This window comes from Paenibacillus glufosinatiresistens, from assembly GCF_031470375.1.
Classification (GTDB): Bacteria; Bacillota; Bacilli; order Paenibacillales; family Paenibacillaceae; genus Paenibacillus_AQ; species Paenibacillus_AQ glufosinatiresistens.
In genome coordinates this window covers 141,215-166,437 of the sequence record NZ_JAVFHT010000007.1, presented here as the reverse complement: position 1 = coordinate 166,437, position 25,223 = coordinate 141,215, and the positions used below count along the sequence as shown (strand labels likewise).

The 25,223-nt window shown below is 59.2% G+C and carries 23 protein-coding genes; 12 read left to right on the top strand and 11 right to left on the bottom strand.

The window, feature by feature from the left end; all coding sequences use genetic code 11:
* The first annotated feature begins 56 nt into the window (after window positions 1-56).
* Window positions 57-1,148 (top strand): hypothetical protein, encoded by a 1,092-nt coding sequence (locus RBI05_RS10495; RefSeq protein WP_310551061.1) that lies wholly within the window; start codon window positions 57-59, stop codon window positions 1,146-1,148.
* 63 nt (window positions 1,149-1,211) lie between these two features.
* Entirely contained in the window at window positions 1,212-1,985 is a 774-nt protein-coding gene (locus tag RBI05_RS10490) for a copper amine oxidase N-terminal domain-containing protein (protein ID WP_310551060.1), read from the top strand.
* A gap of 90 nt (window positions 1,986-2,075) precedes the next feature.
* On the opposite strand, the gene RBI05_RS10485 is transcribed toward RBI05_RS10490, so the two are convergent.
* The 7 genes from RBI05_RS10485 to RBI05_RS10455 all read right to left on the bottom strand — a co-directional run bounded on the left by RBI05_RS10485 (window position 2,076) and on the right by RBI05_RS10455 (window position 10,760).
* Window positions 2,076-4,100 (bottom strand): putative bifunctional diguanylate cyclase/phosphodiesterase, encoded by a 2,025-nt coding sequence (locus tag RBI05_RS10485; protein WP_310551059.1) that lies wholly within the window; start codon window positions 4,098-4,100, stop codon window positions 2,076-2,078.
* A gap of 223 nt (window positions 4,101-4,323) precedes the next feature.
* Complete coding sequence (locus RBI05_RS10480; protein WP_310551058.1) at window positions 4,324-6,012, bottom strand: hypothetical protein; 1,689 nt, start codon at window positions 6,010-6,012, stop codon at window positions 4,324-4,326.
* The gene (locus RBI05_RS10475) at window positions 6,009-6,809 is read right to left on the bottom strand and encodes an ABC transporter ATP-binding protein (protein ID WP_310551086.1); all 801 of its coding nucleotides are present in this window, start codon (window positions 6,807-6,809) and stop codon (window positions 6,009-6,011) included. Before RBI05_RS10475 ends, RBI05_RS10480 begins: the two co-directional genes overlap by 4 nt.
* A 76-nt stretch (window positions 6,810-6,885) precedes the next feature.
* Window positions 6,886-7,899: a Gfo/Idh/MocA family protein gene (locus RBI05_RS10470; RefSeq protein WP_310551057.1), complete on the bottom strand. Its 1,014-nt coding sequence runs from the start codon at window positions 7,897-7,899 to the stop codon at window positions 6,886-6,888.
* Window positions 7,900-8,081: 182 nt separating this feature from the next.
* Complete coding sequence (locus RBI05_RS10465) at window positions 8,082-9,044, bottom strand: 1,4-dihydroxy-2-naphthoate polyprenyltransferase (RefSeq protein ID WP_310551056.1); 963 nt, start codon at window positions 9,042-9,044, stop codon at window positions 8,082-8,084.
* 7 nt (window positions 9,045-9,051) lie between these two features.
* Window positions 9,052-9,783 (bottom strand): DUF6081 family protein, encoded by a 732-nt coding sequence (locus tag RBI05_RS10460; protein WP_150456424.1) that lies wholly within the window; start codon window positions 9,781-9,783, stop codon window positions 9,052-9,054.
* A 56-nt stretch (window positions 9,784-9,839) separates the two neighbouring features.
* On the bottom strand, window positions 9,840-10,760 hold the full coding sequence (locus tag RBI05_RS10455; protein WP_310551055.1) for a prenyltransferase: 921 nt from the start codon (window positions 10,758-10,760) through the stop codon (window positions 9,840-9,842).
* 226 nt (window positions 10,761-10,986) lie between these two features.
* On the opposite strand from RBI05_RS10455, the gene RBI05_RS10450 reads away from it, so the two are divergent.
* From RBI05_RS10450 to RBI05_RS10435, 4 genes are all read left to right on the top strand, one after another.
* Window positions 10,987-13,143 (top strand): putative bifunctional diguanylate cyclase/phosphodiesterase, encoded by a 2,157-nt coding sequence (locus RBI05_RS10450; protein ID WP_310551054.1) that lies wholly within the window; start codon window positions 10,987-10,989, stop codon window positions 13,141-13,143.
* Window positions 13,144-13,179: 36 nt separating this feature from the next.
* Complete coding sequence (locus RBI05_RS10445; protein WP_310551053.1) at window positions 13,180-13,548, top strand: hypothetical protein; 369 nt, start codon at window positions 13,180-13,182, stop codon at window positions 13,546-13,548.
* A 138-nt stretch (window positions 13,549-13,686) separates the two neighbouring features.
* On the top strand, window positions 13,687-14,163 hold the full coding sequence (locus RBI05_RS10440) for a DsrE/DsrF/DrsH-like family protein (protein WP_310551052.1): 477 nt from the start codon (window positions 13,687-13,689) through the stop codon (window positions 14,161-14,163).
* A 61-nt stretch (window positions 14,164-14,224) separates the two neighbouring features.
* Window positions 14,225-15,739 (top strand): aminotransferase class V-fold PLP-dependent enzyme, encoded by a 1,515-nt coding sequence (locus tag RBI05_RS10435; protein ID WP_310551051.1) that lies wholly within the window; start codon window positions 14,225-14,227, stop codon window positions 15,737-15,739.
* A gap of 191 nt (window positions 15,740-15,930) precedes the next feature.
* Here the strand turns inward: RBI05_RS10435 and RBI05_RS10430 are convergent, their stop codons facing one another.
* Window positions 15,931-16,845: an aldo/keto reductase gene (locus RBI05_RS10430; RefSeq protein ID WP_310551050.1), complete on the bottom strand. Its 915-nt coding sequence runs from the start codon at window positions 16,843-16,845 to the stop codon at window positions 15,931-15,933.
* A gap of 5 nt (window positions 16,846-16,850) precedes the next feature.
* The gene (locus RBI05_RS10425; RefSeq protein ID WP_150456417.1) at window positions 16,851-17,477 is read right to left on the bottom strand and encodes a TVP38/TMEM64 family protein; all 627 of its coding nucleotides are present in this window, start codon (window positions 17,475-17,477) and stop codon (window positions 16,851-16,853) included.
* A 155-nt stretch (window positions 17,478-17,632) separates the two neighbouring features.
* On the opposite strand from RBI05_RS10425, the gene RBI05_RS10420 reads away from it, so the two are divergent.
* Together RBI05_RS10420 and RBI05_RS10415 are read left to right on the top strand one after the other, a co-directional pair.
* Window positions 17,633-18,166: a cupin domain-containing protein gene (locus tag RBI05_RS10420; RefSeq protein ID WP_310551049.1), complete on the top strand. Its 534-nt coding sequence runs from the start codon at window positions 17,633-17,635 to the stop codon at window positions 18,164-18,166.
* A gap of 172 nt (window positions 18,167-18,338) precedes the next feature.
* Window positions 18,339-18,854 carry a GNAT family N-acetyltransferase gene (locus RBI05_RS10415; protein ID WP_310551085.1) on the top strand — a complete coding sequence of 172 codons (516 nt, stop codon included), beginning with the start codon at window positions 18,339-18,341 and terminating at the stop codon, window positions 18,852-18,854.
* Window positions 18,855-18,892: 38 nt separating this feature from the next.
* On the opposite strand, the gene RBI05_RS10410 is transcribed toward RBI05_RS10415, so the two are convergent.
* Window positions 18,893-19,753 carry a transglutaminase family protein gene (locus tag RBI05_RS10410; protein ID WP_310551048.1) on the bottom strand — a complete coding sequence of 287 codons (861 nt, stop codon included), beginning with the start codon at window positions 19,751-19,753 and terminating at the stop codon, window positions 18,893-18,895.
* Between the two features lie 87 nt (window positions 19,754-19,840).
* On the opposite strand from RBI05_RS10410, the gene RBI05_RS10405 reads away from it, so the two are divergent.
* The 4 genes from RBI05_RS10405 (at window position 19,841) to RBI05_RS10390 (ending at window position 24,887) form a co-directional block, all read left to right on the top strand.
* Complete coding sequence (locus tag RBI05_RS10405) at window positions 19,841-20,419, top strand: RNA polymerase sigma factor (RefSeq protein ID WP_310551047.1); 579 nt, start codon at window positions 19,841-19,843, stop codon at window positions 20,417-20,419.
* Complete coding sequence (locus tag RBI05_RS10400; protein WP_310551046.1) at window positions 20,391-21,503, top strand: DUF4179 domain-containing protein; 1,113 nt, start codon at window positions 20,391-20,393, stop codon at window positions 21,501-21,503. The genes RBI05_RS10405 and RBI05_RS10400 overlap by 29 nt, the downstream gene beginning before the upstream one ends.
* A gap of 163 nt (window positions 21,504-21,666) precedes the next feature.
* The gene (locus RBI05_RS10395; RefSeq protein ID WP_310551045.1) at window positions 21,667-23,595 is read left to right on the top strand and encodes a RiPP maturation radical SAM C-methyltransferase; all 1,929 of its coding nucleotides are present in this window, start codon (window positions 21,667-21,669) and stop codon (window positions 23,593-23,595) included.
* Window positions 23,596-23,612: 17 nt separating this feature from the next.
* Complete coding sequence (locus RBI05_RS10390) at window positions 23,613-24,887, top strand: MFS transporter (RefSeq protein WP_310551044.1); 1,275 nt, start codon at window positions 23,613-23,615, stop codon at window positions 24,885-24,887.
* 114 nt (window positions 24,888-25,001) lie between these two features.
* Here the strand turns inward: RBI05_RS10390 and RBI05_RS10385 are convergent, their stop codons facing one another.
* Window positions 25,002-25,223, bottom strand: a complete 222-nt coding sequence (locus RBI05_RS10385) for a hypothetical protein (RefSeq protein ID WP_310551043.1) — start codon at window positions 25,221-25,223, stop codon at window positions 25,002-25,004.

The window sequence follows — 25,223 nt, the reverse complement described above, 5'->3', positions numbered from 1 at the left end:
TTCTGCTTGGCTGTCCGGTTCACCTGCTTTAATTCCAACAAGGAGATGAGTGAGAAATGAAAGGGATCAAATGGGGACTCGCGGCTGTAACGGCGCTGGTTATCGCATCGGGAGCCGGCAAAGCTCACGCCGCTTCCCAGACGGTCATTGACCATGGCTACCTGAACGAATACGGGGATGTCTTCCTGATGAGCGACGGATCGACCTGGGTGGAGAATCCTGACCAGAAGACCTACCGGCTGCTGGATTACAAACTGAAGGAGCTCGACGGGGACTATGGCCTGTCGGAGGACGGCCGTATTCTCAAGCTCGCGAACACGGATTATCTTCGCATGCTGCCCTCGCCGGTAGACGTCGTCTCTCTCTCGGGCCAATACGCGCTGAAGCAGGACGGCACCGTCTGGACGACGGACGGACAGCAGATGGACGGTTACACCGACATCGTCCGGATCGCCAGCAATGACAGCCGCCTGCTCACGCTCAGCCGTACCGGCGAGCTGAAGAGCCGCAGCGACTCCGGCGTCTATACCATTGACCGTTTTGCCAGCCCGGACGATGTGGCTTCGATTGCAATCAACGATAACGGCACTGTGGCGGTATCACTAAAGTCGGGGCAGGCCCAATACTACGAATGGGACAAGACCCGTTATGTGCCCCGGGTCATCGCCGGAGACGCACGCAGCGTCTATTATCTCTGGGGCCCTCTGCTCGTTCTGAAGCAGGACGGCACCGTCGCGCCGCTCGAGCCCTCCATGCTGCATGAGAGCAGACTTGGCGAGTCCTATCCCGGTCTGTCGGGTGTAGCCAGTATTCAGGAGATTATTCAATCCGAGCTCCTTCTTGTCCGGCTGAATGACGGCAGCCTTGCGGTCTATGACACTTCCACCCATGAATTGTCCGCCGTCTCCATACCGAATCCGGTCTCGCTGGACATGAAGATTCAGAAGCCTGCGCTTACGGTCGGCCAGGAGACCGGTTTCTCCATCGCCGAGAGCTGGTCCAACGGCGCATCCCGGTGGGTGTCGAAGACCGAGGCTCATGTCAGCATCGATAAGCCCTACCTGCTCAAGCTTCAGGAAGACGGCACTCTCAAGGCGACGGGCGTTGGCGAAGCGTTGGTCACCGTCACATCCGGCGGACTGACCTAGACCGCATCAGTCGTCATTCAGTCCGATGCCGAGCTGCTGGGAGGCTCCCGGGAGAACGGCATGATGTTCCTGCCCATCCAGACTTTCTTTCAGAAGCTGGGCGGAGAGGTCAAGGCGTCTGCGGACGGCAAAAGCTTCACGGTCCAGCTCGGCGAACGCAGCTTTCAGTTCAAGGTAGGCAGCGCCATCGCTACCGTGGACGGACAGTCGGTCACCATGCTGGGGAAGGTCCATTTGGTCAGCAGTCTCGCCGTCTTCCCCGGCGATCTGCTGAAGAGTGAACTTGGCGCTTCCCTCTCCTGGAACGACAGCGTCAAGAAGATCAACGTCTCGTTCGGCCAGGCCAAGCAGGTCGTCCAGACGCAGGGCACTTACGAGGTGGCCAAGAAGAAAGCGATCGGCAGTCTGTCCAAATACATCGGTAAGGTGTATTGGATCAATCGGTTCAGCAGTGATTGTCGGCTGCAAAAAACCACCATTAAGGATTTGGAGCCCGACTTCAAGGGACGGTTCGTTCTTATCTTCTCTTTTGCGGACGGAACGAAGGCCTGGAGCAATACTGCCTACTCGCCGACCGAGATTGCCCAGCTTCTGGCGAACAAGGACATGTTCTTCCCTTCCGACCCGAAGAAGATGTATTCGTTCACGCCCGAGATCTGGGAGAAAATCAAGAACAGTGTCATTTCAAAAGGCATGACGACTCAGCAGGTTCAAATCTCCTGGGGCGCCCCGGATTATACCGAGAAATACACCATCAGCGGCGTCCGGTACGATCTCTGGTATTACAACGATCACGTCGTCGGCTTCCTGAACGGAATCGTCAAATACCTCTATTAGTTCCTAGAATAACAGAAGCCCCCGGCTATCCGCCTGCGCGGAAGCCGGGGGCTTCTGTTATGGGTCATGAACGTCTTCGGAGCCGGCCGTTCAGCCCGCCGCCTGCGCATTCTCGCTGAACCAGCGCCCCAGCTCACTAACAGGCATAGGCCGGCCGTAGTAGTAGCCCTGCATCACCCGGCAGCCCAGCGATTGAAGCAGTTCAATCTGCTCCGGGGTCTCCACCCCTTCGGCCACCACATCCATGTTCAGGTTGCCGGCAATGGCAATGATATTGCTGATGATGGCCTTCTTGGAGTGCATCTTGCTCTTGCGGATGAACACCTGGTCAATCTTGAGCGTGTTCACCGGAATTTCATCCAGATTGCCCAGCGAGGAGAACCCGGTGCCGAAGTCGTCCAGCGACACCCGGACGCCCAGGCTGCGCAGCTTCGACAGCTGGGCAACGGTCTCCTCCATATTGTTCATGGCGATCGACTCCGTGATCTCAAGCTCCAGGTAGTGCGGCGGCAAGCCGGAACGGCTCAGCGCCTCCTCCACCACCTCGTAGAGATCGTCGGTCTCGAACATTTTGGCGGACATATTGATCGACACAGCGACTTCGGCTACGGATTCCTTGTGCCACAGCATATTCTGGCTGCACACCTCGTGAAGCATCCAGTAGGTAATCGGGACGATCAGGCCTGTCTCCTCGGCAATCGGGATGAACTCGGCCGGAGATACGATTCCGTACTCCGGGTGTCTCCACCGCAGCAGCGCTTCGAGACCGACTGTAACATTAAGCAGCGAGTCCCATTTCGGCTGGTAGACAACCATGAACTCGGAGCGGGCCAAGGCCTTGCGCAGATCCTTCTCCAGCGACATCCGCCGCACCTGATGGCGGTTCATCTCCTGGTCGAAGATGCTGAATTTATTCTTGCCGGAATCCTTAGAGGTATAGAGCGCCGTATCGGCCGCCTTCATCAGAGAAGAACGGTCCATCCCGTGGGTCGGGGAGAGGCTGATCCCGATGCTGGCTGTGACATACAGCTCGTTGCCCTCGATCCGGTAAGGACGCTTCACCTCGCTCAGAATCCGCAGCGCTTCTTCCTTCGCCTCTTCCCGTCCGCAGCCGGGAATGGCAATCAGGAACTCGTCGCCTCCAAGCCGGAATACCCGGCCTCGTCCATCCTCCTGACGCAGCTTCAGCAGGCGGCGGGCTGCCTCTTCCAGCAGCATATCGCCGATGTCATGACCCAGCGTATCGTTGATCGCCTTGAACCGGTCGAGATCCACAAAGAATACCGAACCATACCGGTTGGCGAGGAATTCATCTTCAAAATAACGCTCCAGTCCATGCCGGTTCGGCAGGCCGGTCAGCGGGTCGTGGTAGGCCATGCGCTCCAGCACATGGCGGTCCAGAAACACGGCGCTGCCCGATATGATGAACATGAACAGCGTTACCAGCGAGACGCCGATCAGCAGAATGGCATCCGTCTGCATGAAGGAGGAAGGGATGCCGTCTGCCCCGGCATCGCCCATATGGGAGATTCTCACGCTTGTGTAGTGAAGCCCCGTCATGGCAAAGCCGAGAAAGACGGAGGCGAACAGACGCCAGCGGCTGAAGCCGGATTGAGCTTTGGAACGGCTGAAGAGGAACAGGCCAAGCCAGGACGCGAACAGAGCCAGCAGCACCGCAACGCCCTGGGGCAGCAGGTTGTAGTGAAAGTGAGCTTTCATATTCAGCGAGCTCAGGCCGATATAATGCATCCCGGCGATCGCGACGCAGAGAAGAGCGCCTCCAGTCATGATCTGGCCCAGCCGGGGCCTGGAGGATACGAGCAGACTCAGCGAGAGATAGCTGAATACCATGCTGGTCAGAATGGAGAGAAGGGCTCCGCCCGCATAATAGGTAATTTTGAACGGAAACTCTCCGGCCATGATGCCAATATAATGCATCGCCCAGATGCCGCTTCCCATCACACAGGAGGCGGTCAGCAGCCACAGTCGTCTGGAGAAAGGGGAGGAGCCGTCCGCCTGGGACAGCAGATTGAAGGCCGAATAGGATGCGGCAACCGCTATGACAAAAGAAAGCAGCACGATCCAGAAGTTATAATGAATACCCAGTTGGTCCATAATGTACCTCTCGCGGTCAGAATAATAAAGCCTTCTCTGGCAAAACACGGGTGGGCAGGATGCATGTCGGTTGGCGGCTGCGAATGCGATGAAGAGTACGTGTAAAGCGTACCAAGAAGACCGTCTATCCTGAGCTTTGCTGTAATTCTACCTTGTATTCTGCGGGCTGTCTAAGTAAATCCTGGAACTGGCACCCTTTTTTCGGACCCCGCCGCTTCATGCCCTATTTGGATAGGGAACGGCGTCCGGAAGACGGGAACCGGAACTTCGATTTGGCCGGCCCGAACGCGATCCGCCAGGCAGCCGGACCGGCGGCGGCCAGCAGCGCCAGATAGAAGTAGATGCCCCATTCCGTCTGCCGGACAAGATAGTGAGCTCCGGCCAGCCCAAGCAGGATCAACAGCAGCAGCAGGGCGCCCTTCTGCTTCTCCTTCTGCCGGTTCCGTTCGTACTTCTCGGAGAAGGGCAGACTGCGGGGCTGGACCGCATAGCAAATGACCGTATACAGGAACATCGTCAGAAGCACGGCCAGCAGATCCGGCCAGATCCCCGGGCCGAAGATCAGCAGAAAGACCGCCGCTTCAAGCAGGTAGAGCGGAACGATAAGCCGGGCCAGCGCGGCTTTGAATACGGCGCTGTAGATTCGTTCCGGGCTTGTCAGCGGAACCGCGCGGTAGACCCAGGCGGCTTTGTAATTGATGGAGTAGGCCAGCATCGTCACCACCGTCTGAATCAGGGCGATCATCAGATAAATGTACAGATAAGCCTTGGTGCCGCGAAGGGCGGAGATATTTCCGCTGACCAGCGTGTTAGCCATAAAGATAAACGGGAAGACGACAGACAATCCTATCGTCGGATAGACCTTCAGCTTGAAATCGCGTTCCTGGCGCATCATCGACCAGCAGAACCCGAAGAACAGCCGTTCCTCGCGCCCCCGGCAGAACAACCGGGCCAGCAGATCGGCGTAACGCGACTTCCGTCCGCCGGCGCTCTCCTGCGACGCCAGCTTCGCAAGGCTCCGTTCAAAGGCCGGCAGCGTGCGGATGTATACGATGCAGAGGACGACCGGAACCGCCAGCGCGGCTATCGCCATCAGCACGAACGGCAGGCGGCGCTCGCCGCCCAGGACGACTTCAAAAGCCGATCCGAACCAGACCGGAGGAATCAGCACTTCCCACCAGGCGAAGCGGGGCGTCATGTCCGCAGCAACGGTCATATTGAACATCCGGGACAGGAATTGATACCCGACTATGACGGTCACGGACAGCCCGATCTGGACGTAGTTGATCATGTCCTTGAGCTTCTCCCCGTCGAACAGCTTCATAATCAGCAGATAGAAGAGGCCGGTCAGCACCAGCACGAGCATATCCGTCAGCAGGACTCCCGCCAGGAAGAGCAGGAAGAAGGCAACTCCTTTGTAAAAGAGAGCCACGAGGAGACCCGGTCCCGCCAGCGACAGAGAGAGGCCCAGCAGATAGACCAGAATATGTACGGTCTTCGCCAGCCCCAGCGTGCGGCCGTCCACCGGCCGGGACAGCAGAATGCTTTTGTCGCGAAGGTCCAGAAGCACGGAGGAGAAATCGGAGATCAGCGTCGTCATCATGAAGAACGTGAGCACGCCGAACTGCATGGCTGCCAGAATCCAGTCGCTCAGAGGCAGCATCAGCATCAGCGCGAACATCGCGCCGTACAGCACGTAGATCCACTGGATGATGCCGGTTCTGGAACTAAGCGGCGATTCTTTGGCGGTTCCGCCCAGCACGGTTGGCGTGCGCCGTCCGTCCATCGTCAGCTTCACGCCGACAATGCTGCGCATTACCGGATAGTCCGCCCCCATACGGATCAACAACGGCGCGAGCCGGTCCAGAACTCGAAGCACCCCGGATTCCCGGGGCATTGGATCTGCCTTCATGTCCGCGCTCCTTCTCTCAGGACCGAGATGAATTCGGACGCAATCTCCCGGTGCCGGTCGAAGCCTGTAAGCTGATTGAAGATCCCCTCCAGCGAACCCTGCGCGCTGTGCGCCTGCAGCTCCTCGAATGTCCCGTCGGCCACGATGCCGCCCTCGGCAATGAGGACGATGCGGCTGCTGATCTTCTCCACGACGTCCATAATATGCGAGGAATAGAAGATCGTCTTGCCCTCCGCCGCCAGTCCGGCCAGAATCTCTTTGACGACCATGACGCTGTTCGCGTCCAGCCCGCTGAGCGGCTCATCCAGGAACAGAATATCGGGGTCATGCAGCATGCCCGAGACCAGGAGCACCTTCTGCCGCATCCCTTTGGAGAACGAGCCGATGACAGATTGGAAGGCGCCCTCCAGGCCGAGCAGCTTCAGCAGCCGCCGTCCCCTGTCCTCCGCTTCCTCCCGCGACAGACCGTACAGGCCCCCGATGAAGACCAGGTATTCCCGGGCAGTGAGACTCTCGTAGAGCTCGGCGATCTCCGGCACGTAGCCGATGCGCCGCTTGTAGGCGGGATCGCCGTCTGCAATGTCGCGGCCGAAGATTTCAATTCGCCCGCTGTAGCCCTGCACGAGACCGAGCATCAGCTTGACGGTCGTACTCTTGCCCGCTCCGTTGGGCCCGATGTAGCCCACAATCTGCCCCGGGCCTACCTCCAGGTTGATTCCCCGCAGCACATAGCGGTCTCCATACTTCATCCACACATCGGACAGCCGGATCACCGGCTCCCGTCCATCTCCTGACATGCCCATCACGCCCTTCTCCTCCCTTGCTTCACGTTGCGCACGGATCGGAGCAGACCCCGCTCCGGTCTCCAAGCCGTCAGATCCGGCCGCGCGGGACAAGCTCCACCCGCCGCCGCTCTCTTGCCGATTTCAGGCACGCTTCCAGGAGCGCCATATTCGCAGCCGGGTCTCCGGGAGACACAATCGGCGCTGCCCCGCCTGCCGCCGCTGCAAAGTCGTCGGCCTGACGCACATACGGATTGGCGCCGATGCCCCGAACCGTCTCGCGGTCCGCGCCGTCCCGAATCCATTCAAAGTCGGCGTCTTCCTCCCGCGCATTGAACGGCATTGGCAGATACAACCGGCCCGTCGTTCCGAGAATCTCCAGCTCCTGCCGGTTCGCCGCCCACATGCCGCAGTCAAAAATAAGGCTGACGCCGCCCGGAAATTCTACCAGCCCGGAGGTCATCATATCCACGCCGCCGTGCTCCGGCGAGAACCGGGCATGCGCCGTCACCGCTTCCGGTTCGGCACCCAGAAGGAAGCGGGCCGCGCTCATCGGATAGCAGCCGACATCGTAGATCGAGCCGCCGCCCCACTCGGCCCGGAAGCGGATATTGCCGGTATCCTCGGCATCGTTATACGTAAATGCCCCGCGGAAGCCCCGAATTTCGCCGATGGCCCCGTCCGCGATCAGCTCCCGCACCTGCTTCATCCGGGGATGATGCCGGTACATGAAGGCTTCCGCCAGATGCACGCCTGCCTTGCGGCAGGCTTCGACCATCTCCCCGGCTTCGGCGGCCGTCAGCGCAAGCGGCTTCTCGCACAGCACATGCTTGCCGGCCTCCGCCGCCCGGATTACCCACTCGCGGTGGAGATGGTTCGGCAGCGGGATGTAGACCGCATCCACTTCCGGATCAGCCAGCAGTTCCTCATAGCTCCCGTAGGCGCGTCCGATGCCGAACTGTCCGGCCACCTCCCGGCTCTTCTCCAGACGGCGGCTGGCAATGGCCGCGAGCGTTCCCGAAGAAGACGCCTGAATCGCCGGCATCACCGCGTTCGTTGCGATCTGTGCACAGCCAAGAATTCCCCAACGCAGCTTCGTACTCATCGATGTCTCCCTCTCTTTCCAGAAAAATCTAAGAATGTGTCCATTGTAATGCATCCTCCGCGGCATGCCTACTCTAAACCGCACAAATCCGGATCTTCTCTGCTGCCAAGCTCCGGGCAGACCGAACAGGCCCGCGAGCCATAGGCGCGGGCCTGTCTTCCTTCTGTATTTCTTTTCCCTGTCTACAGCGTCTCCAGCAGCACGGCCGCCAGCATAAGCGCGATCCGGGCCCCGCAGAGCAGCACGAAGTTCCGGACCGAGAGAATGAAGGTCGCCGCTTTCTCCGGGCGGGCCCGGAAGGCGGCGATGTTCCGGCGCAGCGGAATGACCGTCAGCAGTGCCGCCAGCACCAGCAGGGGGTGGACGCCGAGCAGCAGCAGAACGATCAGGTCCAGATAGGACAAATAGTAGAGCGCCGCGAAGAGCCGGAGCGCATGGGCCTTCCCGATATAGACGGGCAGCGTATAGCGCCGGTTGTCGATGTCCTCCTCGACATCGCAGATGTTGTTGGCCAGCATAATGTTGGCAATCCCGAGAACAGCCGGAACCGAGAAGCCGAACAGCGCGAGCACCTCGGTCAGACGGATGTCCAGGCGGACCGACAAATCGGTCCACGGCCCGCTCAGCGCAAGCGACGCCAGTTCGCCGTCCGCATGAATATAAGCGGAGATGAAGATGATGACGAAGCCCATGAACAGGCCGGAGAACAGCTCGCCGAGCGGCATCCGCGAAATCGGGATCGGTCCGAACGAGTACAGAATTCCGATCAGAAAGGACAGGCCTCCGAGCAGGAAGACCAGAAGCCCTGTCTGCGACACCAGCAGCAGGCCGCCGCCGGCGGCGAGCACCAGCAGTACGGCAATAACCGTTACGGCGGTGCGCTCTTTGACCTTATAGCGGACAATGGCGTTATGCGTTTCGTAGCCGTACCCGTGGGTGCGGGCCGCCTTTTTGAAATCATAATAGTTGTTGATCGCTGTCGTCGCCATATCGAAGCTCAGAAGGGAGAGCAGCATGAACAGGAAATTCTCCAGCCGGAAGCTGTCGAACCGGTACAGTGCGTACAACGTGCCCATCGCCAGCGGAATCATACTGGCCACTTTGGTCTGGATCTCTACATATTTCAGGAAGGTCCGGAGATTCACGCGGGGTTCAGCCCTCCGTCACGGTTACTGCAACCGGGGAGTACTCGGCGATAACCGTCTGTCCATGGCAGGATACGCTGCCCTCGGGCGACAGATCCTTCTCCGTCATCATACCGAGCGCAACCGTGAACCGGTTCAGCTTGACCGGAATGTTCTTCTCCCGGCGCACTTCTCTGCCGTTGAGGTAGAAGACCGCTTCGTCGTTCCCCCGGTGATAGGTGATCTTGTACGTGTTGAATTCGCGGGCCTGGAAATCGGTATCTTCCTTAAATATGGAAAAATATTTCGTTCCTCCCGTATCGGGCACGCTCACGCCCGGGAACGGCAGGATGGCGTAGACGCTCGCGTACTTGTCGTTCCCCGCGAAGAAATCAAGCGCCGCTCCGGTCGAGAAGTCCAGCAGATTAAGCGACACATACCCGTCGTAGAGATCGCCGGGAGCCGTTCCCGACGTCCGCGCGCGCATTTGCAGCTCGAAGCTGATCTCGCCGGCTTCCGGCACCTCCACCTCTTCGGCGGAGAAATACATATGCTTGGCGTTGTCCAGAATCTGCACCTGGTTATGGCCGCGGGTCAGCTGCGCCCGCACGTAGAGAATGCCGTTGCGGACGATGACGACCGCCTCCGGCTCGCGGTAAGCCCAGAAGGTGCCGTCCGGCAGCTTGAAGCCGCCGGTCTTCCAGACCTGTCCATCCGACAGGATGGTGTGAAAATCGCCGAGTGTGAACTGCTTGTCCATGAAGATCGCTCTCTTTCTGTCAGGAGATTTAGGGACTAGAGGAAAAGGTGACGAAGCTAGCCGATCAGGCCCTGCAGGAGCAGCGCCAGCGCCATGACCGAGCCGCAGCGCACGGAGGCGCTGCGCGATGCGCCCATCAGCGGCAGATAAGCCTGGGACGGATTCTCCGCGCCCAGCCTGCGGTACGCGCCGATCAGCGGCACGGCGGTCGGCAGAGCCAGCAGCGCATACCACGGCAGAGCGCCCAGCGCCGCACAGACCACGACCGAAGCGTATGCAACATAGAGCATCAGCCGCGAGAGACGCAGCGCCCGGCGTTCGCCGAGCGCTACGACGACCGTCTTCTTGCCGGCCCGCTGATCCGCGCGCCAGTGCAGGAAATGATGGTTGAACAGCAGCAGCGTGGTCAGCAGGCCGACCGGCAGCGACAAGAGCACCGGCTTCCAGCCGAACTCGCCGGTCTGGACGAAGTAAGAACCGGTCACCGGCATCAGGCCGAAGGCGAGAAAGATCGCCAGCTCGCTGTAGCCCCTGCCCCGGTAGCCGAACCGCAGCGGCGGAGCCACGTAGAAATAGGCCAGCACCGCTCCGCCCGCCACGAACCACAGCAGTTCGGGTCCAGCCAGAACGCTGAGCAGCAGGCCGCAGATCAGCGCGACCGCGAACAGGCTCCACGTAATCGCGCCGAATACGCGCTCGCTCAGTACGCCCGCAGCCAGAAACCCCGAGTTGGTCGAGATGGCTCCCGGCGTGTTCTTCGCTTCCGTATCCGCGCCGCTCCGGTAATCCCACAGATCATTGATCATGTTGGAGAACAGATGGGCGGCGGCCGCTCCTGTGAAAGTCAGCACAAAGAGCAGCGGATGGAAGACGCCCTCCCAGACATACGCCCCGAGGGCGCCGAGCACCACCGGAACCATCATGACCGGGATTACGCCGAACCGGGATGCCTTTTTAAATAACCTCCATGCATTCATGTCGGTTCTGCAAGCCTCCTGTATAAGATGAATATTAGATAAGAATAATTATCATTAAATAGTATACATGAAATCCCCGCCGATTTCACTTGCGCAAACTTGCTAAAAATGCCATCCTAGAGAGGATCGGCACGACATCAATCGACATTTTCAACGCGGCAGCCCTACAGGTCCGCATCTGATCTCCTGCCGCAAGAATACGAGTCCTGCTGACCGGAGGCCCCCTATGGCTTTCTTCAAGAAAAAACCCTTCCTGCTGATCCTCGCCATCATCTTTGTCCTGCAGCTGTCGCTGTATTCCTACTATTCCGTATCGGTCGACCGGGAGCGCCGGTCTGTCCAAGCCGACCTGTCCGCCCGCGCTTCGATGCTGTCCGCCAATATCGAGGAACGGGTGTCGATCATCCGGGGCGTGGGCTCCTTCATCCGGACCGTCGGCTTCGACGCCGACCCGTCCCTGGTCCGCCTGTATCTGCAGAACGCGTACCGGTCCACCGACCATGTGCTGAATATTGCCGTCGCTCCCCGGGGCGTCATTGATTATGCGTATCCGCCGGACAGCAGCGCTGTCATTATGGGCAAAAGCCTTCTCAGCGACGCTTCGCTGGCTTCGCCGGATCTTATCCGGGAGACGATGAACTCCCGGGGGATTGTGATGGACGGGCCGCGGAAGCTGGCCCAGGGCGATTACGGCCTGGTGATGCGCCAAGCCGTGTACACGGGCGATGCCTTCGAGGGCATCATTTCGGTAACGCTGCGGATTCAGGATATTGTCGATCATTTCCTGGGCAGCAACTCTAGCCTTTATGTAACCCGCGGGGCTTCCGAGTACCTGTTCGGCCCCCGGCCGAAGGGGACGGAAGCCATCATCAGTGTTCCCGTCTCCTTCTACAACCAGCAATGGGAGATTCACGAGCCGCTTCATCCCGGCGTCCGGCGCCGGGCCTTGGCCGGGGTCTTCTGGATTGATATCGCGCTCTTGTCGCTTCTCGGCTTCGTCTCCTACTTCATCCGGCAGCAGACCCGGTTCAGCCGGGATCTGGAACAGCTGGTGAATGCCCGGACCCGGGATCTGCGGGCGTCGGAGCGCTCCTACGAGCAGATGGCCTATTACGACAGCCTGACCGAAATCCCGAACCGGAGGCACTTCACCAATACGCTCGACGCTCTGCTGCAGAGCGATGATCCGACCCGCCGCTATATGCTGTTCTACTTCGACTTGAACCGGTTCAAGGAGATTAACGATACGCTCGGCCACGGCGCAGGCGATCAGGTGCTGAAGACGCTGGCGGCGAGGATTCAGCACAGCGGACTGCCCTACCGGATGTTCGCCCGGACAGGGGGAGACGAATTCGTCATGCTGTTCGAAGACGCCCCCGAAGAAGCGGCTGCGCTCGCCGCCCGTCTTAGCTCTGTCGTGGGCGAACCGATGGAAGTGGCCGGGGCCCGGCTCAACCTCTCGACCAGCATCGGGGTCGCGCTTTACCCCGAGCATGCCGGGACCCGGGACGATCTGATCCGGTTCGCCGACACGGCCATGTACCAAGCCAAGACCCAGGCCGGAGAGACCTGTTACATGTTCGACCAGAATCTGCGGGACAAGCTCAAGCAGAAGAGCGTCATCAACCGCCATTTGCTGTCGGCGCTGGAGAATCGGCAGTTTGTATTGTATTATCAACCCCAGGTGGATATCGTGTCCGGGCAGCTTGTCGGTCTGGAAGCGCTTTTGCGCTGGAACCATCCCCACGAGGGGCTGATTGGCCCGAACCGGTTCATCGGGGCGGTGGAGGAAGCCGGTCTGATGGTCCAGCTTACCGACTGGGTCATCCGCGAGGTCTGCCGCCAGCTCGCCGACTGGAAGGCCCAGGGACTTGCGGTTCGCCGGACCTCGCTCAATGTCTCCAACAGCTGGTTCTATAACCGCAGTCTGATTCCCGGACTTATGGCTGTGCTGGACGAGTTCGGGCTGGAGGCCGATGTTCTGGAATTCGAGATCACCGAGAGCACCGCGATGATGGAGGAGCATTACCCGCTTCTTCAGCAGATCCGGGATATCGGCATTACCGTGTCCATCGACGATTTCGGCACGAAATATTCGTCCCTGAATTATCTGAAGCATTTTCCCGTCAACAAAATCAAAATCGACCGCGCCTTCATTACAGGCATCGGCATCAGCCCCATCGACGAAGCGATCATCGAATCCATCGCCCAGGTTGCTTCCCAGCTCGGATACGCGCTGATTGCCGAAGGCGTCGAGACCCGGGAACAGGCCGATTACCTGGTCGCCCGCGGCTGTCGCTGCATCCAGGGCTATTATATCGCCCGTCCGCTGCCTGCAAGCAGCATCGGGCCGATGCTGACTCCCCGCAGTTCCGGGGAATAAGTTCCTATCCACCGAACCGAAAGGAAGATCGAGCGAATGAATGATTTTACCAATGGAGAACTGATCGCAACGGGCGTCTTCACCCTGCTGCTGATCGGCCTCGCTCTTGTCGTTGTCCGCAGCATGGCCCGGATGGGTGAAGGAATTATTCCGCTCCGCAGACGAACGCTGGTCTGGTTCCAGATTTCCCTGGTGCTCACCGTCGTCCAGCTGAATTTCAAGAAAGACGGAGACTGGCGGTTCTCGGTTATTCTGGGCCTGATCGTGCTGTTCACCGGCGCCGTCTGGCTGTTCGCCCGCAGCTATGAGCGGAAGTATACGGCGGCGCATCCCGAAGCGGCCCGGGATACGGCCTCCGAAAGCCCGAATGAGAACCGCCCCCAAGGCGGCGGACCCGCCGACTGAGCCGCAGCCAGGAAGCCCGCTTCCCGGCCTTTCGCGCATAGCTTTGGCCCCGATGTCCATACTAGCCGGAGGATGCGGCGTCTAAGGACGCCCCCTCCCATTACCGGCTCTATGCGGACATGAAAGGCGCTGTTGCACATGACGAAGAAGGTTAACCTGCTGATGTTCAGCGGAGAATACGACAAAGCGATGGCCGGACTGATTCTGGCCAACGCGGCAAGGGACATCGACGCCGAGGTGACGATGTTTTTTGCGTTCTGGGGATTGTTTCTGCTGCGCGATCCCGAGACGATGACGCTCGAGGACAAGAGTCTGTACGAGAAGCTGATGGATGTGGTCACCCCGAAGGGCCCCGAGCGGCTGCCGCTGTCGCGGATGAACTTCAGCGGGCTGGGGCGGCTGCTGCTGGAAGAGATGATCGAGGACCAGGGCGCGCCGAAGCTGATTCACTTCCTGAAGGGAGCGCGCAAGAAGAACATCAAATTCTATGCCTGCAAGCTGTCGGTGGAGATTATGGGCTTCAAGCCCGAAGAACTGCTGCCGGAAGTCGAGATCATTGACGCGGCGGCCTACCTCAAGGACGCGCTGGAGAGCGACGTGCAATTGTTCATCTGACGGCGCGCCTCCGGCATGGGCGTTAACCCATCCTCCGCCCCTGGCATATACTGGGTGGACCATGATCAGGCTGGGGGGAACGCAAGTGATTCATTCCGCAACGGAGGAAGAAGCGCCCCATGCGGACGCGTTTCGAAAATTCCGCGAGCATACGATCGGCATGTCGCAGCGGATTCTCACGCCGTACGGCTCCCGGCGGCTTCTCTACGCCGACTGGACGGCGAGCGGACGGCTGTATGAGCCGATTGAACGGCGGATTCAGGAACGGTTCGGCCCTTATGTCGCCAACCCGCATACCGAGGCGAGCGCTGCGGGCGCTCTCATCACCCGCGCCTATGAGGAGGCGCGGCGCATCATCAAGCGCCACGTCCATGCCGGCCCGGACGACGCGCTGTTCCTGGCCGGCGCCGGCATGACCGGCGCGGTCAACAAGCTCCAGCGGCTGCTCGGCCTGCGGCTCCCGCCCTGGCTCGCGGGCCGGATGGACCTGCCGCCCGGGGAGCGCCCGGTCGTCTTCGTGACGCATATGGAGCATCACTCCAACCTGCTGCCGTGGCGGGAGAGTCTGGCCGACGTGGTCGAAGTGCCGCCGGGAGCGGACGGCAACGCCTGCCCCCGGAAGCTGGGCGAAGCGCTGGCCGCTTATCCCGGCCGGCTCAAGATCGGCTCGTTCACCGCTTGCTCGAACGTGACCGGGCTCGTTACCCCTTACCGCAGCCTCGCCGCCGCGATGCACGAGCACGGGGGATGGTGCTTCGTGGATTTTGCCGCAAGCGCCCCGTATGTCGAGATCGACATGCATCCGCCCGACCCCCGCGAGCGGCTGGACGGCCTCTTCTTCTCGCCCCACAAGTTCCTCGGCGGCCCCGGCGCGGGCGGCGTGCTGATGCTGCGGTCCGATCTCGCCGCAAGCCCCGTCCCCGACGAGCCGGGCGGCGGCACGGTTGCCTGGGTGAGCCCCTTCAGCAGCCACCGCTATCTTCAGAGTCTGGAGGCCCGGGAGGACGGGGGTACGCCGCCGTTTCTCCAGACGATCCGCACCGCGCTCTGTCTGCGGCTGAAAGAGCAGATGGGCACCGGCCGGATCGCCGAGCGCGAGCAGGCGCTCGGCCGCGCGCTGCTGACGAGGCTGAGCCGCATCCCCGGCCTCACCCTGCTGGAGGCCCGCCACCGGGAGCGGCTTCCCATCGTCTCCTTCAATCTGCGCGGCCTGCACTACAACCTGGTCGCCCGGATGCTCAGCGACCGGTTCGGCATCCAGGTCCGGGGGGGCTGCTCCTGCGCCGGACCATACGGCCATTACCTGCTCGGCATCGGCGAGCAGGCGTCCGCCGCCGCGGCCACCGCCGCCTTCAGCGGCGACCAGTCGCAGCGGCCCGGTTGGGTGCGGGTATCGCTGCACCCGATCATGACGCTCCGCGAGGTGCATGCCATCGCGGACGCCGTGGCGGCGATTGCGCAGCACGGCGCGCAGTGGCGGCGCGACTATGCCTACGACGTCCGCCTGAACCGCTGGCGGCACCGGTCCCGGCCGGACCCCGAGACGGTGCCGGCGGAGTGGTTCACGCCGGATTGAAGCCGCAGGGGAATAAGCCGCTTCCGTGCGGATCATAAGGGAGCGGCCGGTTCCCTCTGCGATAAGCCGGTTCCCCTTGGCTCCGGTTCCCGGTAAGGCAAAGCCGCGCTCCCTCTTCGGGAAGCGCGGCTTTCTTTTAGAGCTTTTATTAGGAGCCTTCTTAGGAGCCTTGATTAGAGCTCCAGCCCGTATCAGGCCTCGGTATCCGGTACCATCTCCAGGTCGGCCGCTTCGGCATTCGCCGTAATCTGCCGGATATCCTTGCAGCCGGGAATCACCGTCGTGACCGCCAAATGCTTCAGACACCAGGCAAGCGCCCACTGCGCCATGTCGATGCCTTCCGGCACTTCCTCCCGGGCGATCCGCTCCACTTCCCGGAGCAGAAGCTCGCGCTTCTGGGCGTCATGGCCCGCCCGCACATCCCCTGCCGGGAAGGAGGCGTCCGGCTTGTACTTGCCGCTGAGGTAGCCGCTCGCCAGCGGCACCCGGGCCAGCACGCCGAGCCGCTGCTCCGCGCAGATCGGGAACAGTTCTTCCTCCGGCCCCCGCTCCAGCCGGTTATAGACGACCTGGATCGCTTCGGCTCCGACCGAAGCGGCCGCCTCCGTCTGATGCCGTCCGCTGCCGGAACTGCTGATCGAGACGCCGAGATGGCGGATTTTGCCCGCGGCCTTTTGCCGGTCCAGCATGCCCCACAGCTTGTCGTTGTCGAACTGGGCATCGGTCCCGGAATGGAACTGGTACAGGTCGATGTACTCCGTCTTCAGCGCCTTCAGCGACCCGTCGAGCTGCTTCAGCACATCATCCGCGCTCCAGAGCTGCTCCCGCTGGAGATGCCCGCTGAAATGGTGCCCGAACTTCGTCGCCACCACCCAGTCTTCGCGCCGTCTGCCGCTGATATAGCCGCCGATGAATCTCTCCGACAGATGGTCGCCGTAGCACTCCGCCGTATCAATCAGGTTAATGCCCAGCTCCCCGGCCTTGTCCAGCATCGCATCGACTTCCGGCTGCGTGAAGTCCTTGCCCCACTCGCCTCCGAACTGCCACGTTCCTACGCCTACCACCGAGACGCGCAGTCCCGTACTTCCCAGCTTGCGGTATTTCATGACGGTTATGGTTCCCCTTTCCCTCCGCCTCCCCCGGCATACTTCCGGGAGAAATAGCGTTCAATGGATTTAACGGCCCACAGACAGAGCAGAACGAACAGGACGACATAGATCAGCTCGAACGGCCTTTCCGCAAAACGCGCCGCGTCGCTGCCGATATACGAGACCGCCAGCACCATAATGCCTTTGCCGGCCAGCACCGCCAGCAGGTAAGAACGCAGCCTCATGCCCGCGAGTCCGGCGGCCAGATTGACGATGACGAACGGTCCGACCGGGAACAGGCTGAGCAGGAACACATAGCTGAACCCGCTCTCCCGCACCCATTTCATCGCTTTCGCGACTCTCGGGCGGGCCGCCCACCTGCGCAGATGGCGCTGGGAGGCAACCCCGCGGATGATGGCGAACGTGGCCAGGCAGCCGGCCACCAGCCCGATCCACGAATACAGAAAGCCGGGCCATAACCCGTAGACGGCCGCATTCAATCCGACAATCAGAACCGTGGGCAGCGGCGGCACAAAGGATTTCATAAAAGTCAGCAGCAGACCCGGCAGCGGTCCCAGCGACCGGTACTGCTCCAGCAGCTCCCGCAGACGGTCCTCCGTCAGCCACGAGGCGGCCTCCAGCTCGAACATATCGACTTGTCCTCTCGTTCCTGCGCCCCTTGGCAGGCCGCAGACTTATGGCCCTTATTATACACGATGTGGAAGCCGCTTGCCCGGCGGGTATATATCCGGTAGAGGCGGGGCGCAAGGCCGCTCCTCTTCTCAATTAAGGAGGCGAATTCACCATGACGAACCCCCTCAGGCCGGGCGCGGACGCGCACCCCGAAGTGACACGGCTGTGGTTCAAGGAAGACGGGCTGCTCCCGAACAACCCGGCATTTCCTGCACTGCTGTATAAGTCTGTGCTGAAGGACCCGGACCGGGCGGACACAGTCTTTGCGGCGAACGGCTGGACCCGCAACTGGCGGGACGGCGTGTTCGGCTACCCTCACTATCACAGCAACGCCCACGAGGTGCTGGGCGTCATCTCCGGCACCGCCACGCTCCAGCTCGGCGGCGATCAGGGCGCGGCGGTCGAGGTTGCCGCCGGAGACGTGGTCGTGCTTCCCGCAGGGACGGCGCACAAGCGGCTGGCCAGCAGCCCCGATTTCCTGGTGGCCGGCGTCTATCCCGGTGGAGCCGACTACAATACGCGCCGGGCGACCCTCGCCGAGCGCGAGGAAGCGCTGCCGGAGATTCAGCGCGTCGGCCTGCCGGAGTCGGACCCCGTCTACGGCAGTAAGGGCCCGCTGATGGAGGCATGGGTCAGACCCGGCTGACCGGGCTGTTGTCTCCCCGATGAATCTACCCGCTTGGAGCATTGCGGTTTCTTACAGCCTACCGCGCCGTTATGTTAACGCACAGCGGTTCTTCCCACCTCTGTGTTACATTGAACCGCAACGGCCCTGCGGCCGGCGATTCAGGTACAAGGAGGAGATTGCTTCCGTGAGAATGGAATCGGCTCTAATTAAAGTGAGACCAACAGCAGATAAAGACCTGGACTTCGTGGAATTGGCTGAACGCGATACGGGGAACCGGTCATTCATCGGCCAGTGGACCCGGGACGAGCACAGAACCGCCTTGGACGCTGGAGATATGCTGCATCTGATTATTGAAGACCGGGACCAACGCCGTGTCGGATACTGCATTGTTACCGGTCTGGAGAACCCGCATCTGCAGGTCTGCATTAAGCGGATTGCGTTTGTGGACAGGAACCGGGGTTACGGCAGCGAACTGCTGCGGCTTGTGACCGCCTGGCTCTTCCGCCATACCGACACGCACCGCATCTGGCTTGATGTCCGGGCCCATAACCTGCGGGCGCAGCATGTCTATGCCAAGGCCGGCTTCCGGCCGGAGGGTTTGCTCCGGGAATGCATCCGAATCGGCGACTCTTTCGAGTCGCTGATTGTAATGTCTCTGCTGCGGCAGGAACAGCTGCCCGAAGGCGAACCCGGGCAGACCGCGTAGCCTCATGGTCCGGTGATTCCTACCTCCGCCTCCTCCGCTCAATTCCCCGACTGCTCCAGCAGCCGGACCGACACGCTGACCTCCAGCGTGCTGCCTCCGCCCCGGTACACGCCCTGAAGCGGACTGACATCCGCATAGTCGCGTCCGGTCCCGACGCGGATGTGATTGCCGAGCGCTTCGACATTGTTGGTCGGGTCCAGCCCGATCCAGCCGATGCCCGGCGCCATCACCTCCACCCAGGCATGGGTGGCGGCGTCGCCCTTCAGGGCGGAATTCTCGCCGACATACAGGTACCCGCTGACATAGCGGGCGGGAATGCGCCTTGCGCGCAGAATCCCGATCATGACGTGTGCCAGATCCTGGCACACGCCCTTTTTTAACCCGTACGCCTGCCGCGCCGTCGTTGTGACCTGGGTCGATTGTCCGTCGTAGGTGAATGTCCGGTAGAGGTACTGCATGACGCTGATCGCATACTGCACCGGATTGTTCATCCCGCCGAGTTCACGCTGGGCTTCGGCCAGCTGGGCGGGCTCCAGATACGTGTAATCCGTCTCGTTGAGATAAGACAGGTAGTGCTGGCGGAACAGCTCGGAGTGGAAGATCGCCCGCATCCGGTCGGAGTACAGAATCTGGTCGGCGAACGGGCTGCGCTGAATGCTGACAAGCGATGTTGTCTTGACCTCAAGCAGGCGGTGTTTCTCCGGAATGAAAAAGGTCTCGACCCGGTTCCCCCACAGGTCGGTATGTTCCTGGGTAAGCGATACCGGCGCGATGTCCGCCCGGTATTGAAGCAGCCGCTGTACCTCGTCGGTGAGCGGTTTCAGCCGGATCGTGTTCAGGCTCTGATCGACCTCGGAGTCGTACTTGAACGTATTGGTATGGACGATTTCGTATTTCATAGACGGGCTCCCTTTCTATTATTGTACTAGGGTCACAAAACGTTATCCTTCATCGTTATACAAAGTGAAAGGAGGGAGAACAAGACCATGGCCACAAGAGGCAACCCAGGCACGGGCTCGGATCTGGAGCTGGAACAGCTTATTCGATTCGTTCAGGAAGGTGAGGTGCAGCCATTTGAACCTATTATCCGGAAGTTCCAAAAACCCATCTACTTATATTGCTTTTATCTGCTAAAGAATAGCCAAGAGGCCGAAGACGCAGCACAGGATATCTTTATCAAAGCGATTCGGCATATAAAAACCTATACCCCAACTGTATCTTTTTCAGCATGGATTTACAAAATTGCCCACAATCATTGTACAGATATTTTGAAAAGAAAAAGTCGGGAGTCCTATTTCTTCTCCCGCTATCGCACCGAACATCTCTCTTCGGAAGCTCCTCATCATTACTCGGAATATATCGTGCAATTACTGGAATTACTTACCATGCAGGAACGGCAAATTCTGCTTCTCAGAGCACTCGAGGAATACAATTATGAGGAAATAGGTTCCATTATGGGCATCAAGGCAGCCACGGTCCGTAAGAAATATGAACGTATCCGAAAAAAAGTACTGAAAAGAAGGGGGTATGACCGCTATGAAGTCTACGCAGATGCCAAAAGATAACGACTTGGAGTTCATCAAGCGACTTCTGAATGAGGACCCGGTAACAATTGATTTGGTGAAGAGCACGATGGACCGTTATCATAAGACCGATTTACCTTCGGTCCCGGTACCTTCCCGCAGGAGCAAGACGCGGTTTGTCTTCTCTGTCGCTTCACTTGCAGCCGTCATGCTCTTCACTCTTCCTTATCTTTCCCCTACTATGGCGGCCTCTATGAAGCAGGTACCCGTCCTGTCTACCCTCTTTCAGTTTATCGGCGATTTAGGTCTTCGTACAGCTGATGAACGCGGATGGTATACCTCCACTGCCTCTCAGGATAGCCATAATGGTATTTCACTCCAAGTGCCCGTGGTAATGTTTGATGGGACCCGCCTTTCTCTAGGGATAGAGCGCATGGGTCAAGCCGAATCAACCTCTCTACCTTTACAGTCGCAAATCAAATCTATTCATCTGTCTATAGACGGAAGAGACATTCAGGATTTCCAACCCTCTCAAACGGATAACTCCATTGATATTTACAGCTTTCAGGGAAGGGATAAAAATTCTTCTGTTCTGGAGTTCTCCGATCTGCGGAATCAAGGGGGAGAACCTTTTCCTGACCACTTCAGATTATCTCTTGAGGTAATATTGGAAGGTGTGGACCAGCCTTATGCACTTACGGTTCCGGTCCGTCTGAACGTTTCAGACCTCAAGGTATACTCACCTCACCTCAAACATTCCTATCAGAACCTGACGGTAGATCTGGAGAAGGTTGAAGTTACTCCAGTGACGACAAGTATCTCGCTGCGACTTACAGTTGACCCTTCCGATTCCCGCCATATCCCTTTAATGGGATACGATCTTTTCGACGAATCCGGGCATAAGTTGAATTTTCTCACCAGCCACAGCTGGAACCCGACCGATGGTTTAGTTCAAGTTACGGATGCGCGTTACGAGCCTTTGAACGGATACTCCAAAACTATCGTTATTAAGCCTTACCTCTACCTGTACAAAGACCCGGCAAACAAAGAAATGATTATAAGTGAAGACGGTACCCCAAAAATCAGGTATATCCCGGAGTTAGAAATGCGTGTAGCTCTGAAATAGAAAAAGGGTGAGCATCCGTCCCGGATCTACAACTTTATGGGAAATATTATTGACTGCCGGATATGCCGAAGCTATAATCCATACAACTCATTATTCCATCAAATGGATATTATGACCATGCACACCATAAAAGGTTGACTAAGAAGAAAATGGAGGAGTTAGGATGCGGGTCCTCTTTGTAAATATGCCTTTTGCGTCCGCCTACAGACCGTCGATAGGCATCAGTCTGCTGCAAGCCGGGCTGCTGAAGCACGGCATCGCTTGTGAATCCTGTTACTTGAATCTCACCTTTGCCCGTATGATCGGCCAGGCAACCTACGATCATCTTGCGGAGAATTTTACTTATGCCACCAATTCCCTGGCGGGAGAATGGATTTTCTCCGAATCCCTGTTCGGCGTCGATAATTTCAAGGAATATACCGATTATTATGCAGCCGCCTTCCCTTCGGGTACGGAGACTCCGGAACAACGCCGCGAACTGTTCGAGCGGCTATCTTGCATCCGCAGCGAGGTTGAAGCTTTCTTGGACGGCGCTCTTCGCGAGCGGGATTGGGCCTCTTATGATGTGATCGGATTCACCTCGGTCTTCCAGCAGAATGTTGCCGCACTGAGCCTGGCGAAACGATTGAAGGAGCGCTTTCCGGACAAAATCATCGCTTTCGGCGGGGCCAACATGGATGGGGTCATGGGACCCGGGACGCTTCAGGCCTATCCTTTTATTGACGTGGTCTGCTCCGGCGAAGGCGATGATTCCTTCATCGAGTTCATGAAACAACTGGAATCCGGCCGCAGCCTTACGGAGTGTTCCGTTCAGGGCGTTCTGCTTAATCCCAGATATGGCGCGCCGGGTCCAAGCGCCCCGGCCTCCAGTCAGCCTGTACATGACATGAACAGCTTGCCCTACCCCAATTACGACGATTATTTTCAGCAGTATCTGGAGGCCGGCCTGGAACCTTCGGCGGAGAAGCAGAGCTTTCTGTTCGAGTCCTCGCGCGGCTGCTGGTGGGGACAGAAATCCCACTGCCTCTTTTGCGGCCTGAACGGCTCGACGATGAATTACAGAAGCAAATCCCCCAAGCGGGCACTCGACGAGATTATTTATCTGAAAGAGCGCTATCAGAATTTCACCAACCGGGCTACCGCCGTCGACAACATCATCGACATGGGCTATTTCAAATCCCTGCTGCCGGAGATCCGCGACCGGAACCTGAACCTGAATATGTTCTACGAGACCAAAGCCAATCTGACCAAAGAGCAGATTCAATTGTTCCGGGATGCCGGCTTCTATTATGTGCAGCCTGGAATCGAGAGCTTGATTACCTCCGTGCTCAGACGAATGAAGAAAGGCGTGAGCATGCTTCAGAATGTCCGCCTCTTGAAGTGGTGCGCCGAATATGGCGTTGGCCCCATGTGGAATTTCCTCTATGGCTTTCCCGGAGAGAACCCCGAAGACTATGAGGAAGCCGCATCGCTGATTCCAAGCCTTGTCCATCTGGCTCCCCCGGCCGGAACCTCACCCATTCGTCTGGACCGGTTCAGCCCTTACTTCGACTCGCCCCATGAATACCGCATCCGGAATATCCGGCCGCTTCAAGCCTATGAATACGTCTATCCCGCTCTGCCGCCCGAACAACGCGCGGGAATCGCCTGCCACTTTGATTTTGATTACGGCGACGGACAGCAGCCTTCCTCTTATATCCGGAATCTCGCCGAAGCCATCCGTTCTTGGAAGACGGATTATTCCACCAGCGAACTGTTCTCTGTGCTCAAGGAGAATCAGTTGGCTCTGGTCGACACCAGGCCGGTTGCCGCCCGCACGATCACCCTGCTAAGCATTCACGAAACGGCTGTGTATCTGGAATGCGACAACATGAGCTCCAGCGACAACGTTGCGGCAAGACTCCGCACCCGGGGATTCGGAATAAGCAGCGAAGAGGTACGGGATATCCTGTGTTCCTTTGTCGCCCGACGCCTGATGCTGACGGAAGAAGGCGTCTTCCTCAGCCTGGCTATCCCTCTGGGCGATTACTCCCCCAAGAGAGCAGGGCTGGAACGGCTGCGAGAGATGCAGGAAGCGGCCCAATCCACATAGAAAGGAATCCATCCGTTATGGATCAGACCGTCAAGCCCTCCTACCGGAGTCTCCTATCCTTGTCCAACTACCGGATGCTGCTCGCCTCGCAGGTGGTGTCCGCCCTGGGCGACGGCGTATATGCCATCGCCTTGATCTGGATGATGAAAGAGATCACGGGCAGTTCCCTTCTCATGTCGGTGCTGATTGCGTCCGAGACTGTACCGCTGCTGATCTTCGGCCTGTTCGCCGGGGTGATCGTAGACAGAGGGAACAAGAAGAAGATCATGATTGTATGCGACATTGCCAGAGGAATCATAATCACCTTCATCGCCGCGATGCAGACGGCCGGCTTGCTTCAGCCTTATATGCTGATTATGGCCGCCCTGTTCTTATCCTCGTTCGGCGCCTTCTTCACCCCCGCCCGGACAGTGGCTGTACGAACGCTTGTCCCCGGGGAGCAGATGATGCAGGCGCAGAGCCTGGCTCAAATGATTCAGACTCTGGTCGGCCTGGTTGCACCGGCCTTAGGGGCCTTGCTGCTGCATTATGATACGTCCTATGCCTTTATGTTTAATGCGGCCACCTTTTGGGGATCGGCGCTCTTGCTAACCCTGATCCGCAGCCGGCCATTGGTGGAGAAATCCCCCGAGAAACTGGACCGTTCCGGGTTCGCCCGGGATTTCAAAGAGGGCATTTTTGCGGTTACCGCCCACCCGCTGCTGAGAAACCTGATTCTGTATCTGGTGCTCATTAATTTTATGCTGGCGCCTACCACGCTTTTGTTCCCGCTCATTGTCGGGGATTCAACCGAGCTTGCGCTGTTCGAAATTCTCTTCGTGATCGGCATTACGGCAGGAGTGCTGCTGCTCAACCTGCTTCGAAAGCTGCGGCGCGCGGCCGTTCTCGCCGCCGGCATCGCCATGATGCTTGCCGGTCTCGGAGCGTTAACCTGGATTCATCCTCTGTACGCAGAGCTGGCCTGCGTATTCATCGTCGGGCTGGGGAGCCCGCTCGCGAACGTTACGCTGCAGACGCTGTTCGTACTGAAAGTGCCCAAGGATGCCCTGGGCCGGGCATCCAGTCTGATGAAGGTATTGCTTGAAGCCTCGCGGCCTCTCTCCACCCTGCTGGCTGGCGTGCTGATCCTCTCCATACCCGTCCGGTCTTTCTTTGCCATTATGGCGGTATTCGGCATGATCGTATTAGGCTTGATGCTCCTGAATCCCAGCATTCGCCAGGAGCCTTCCGACCTCCCCTCCCCCGGCTCTCCCGGAACGGCAGGCGCCGTGCCGGAGAAGCTCGATGCCTAGACCGGCTCGCAGGCTATCGCTCCCGCCAATTGCCGCGCTATTAAAAACGGGACGATGCCGTATCCCCGCATCGTCCCGTCTGCTGCACAATCTTCCCGAATTAGCAGGCCGCTGTTATCCTGCCGTACGCTTCGCCGCCACAAGCAGCGTCGTCACATATTTCCGCGCATCGGCGGTAAGCAGCCGGAGCTCGGCGGCGGCCGGAGCGGGCTCCCTGCGGATGAACCGGACGGCCGCGCCGTCCAGGTCCTCCAGAATGCCCGTGATCCGGTAGCCGGTGGATACCAGCTCATCGACCGCTTCCTTCTCTCTGGCGTAATCGTCGTAGGCCGACAT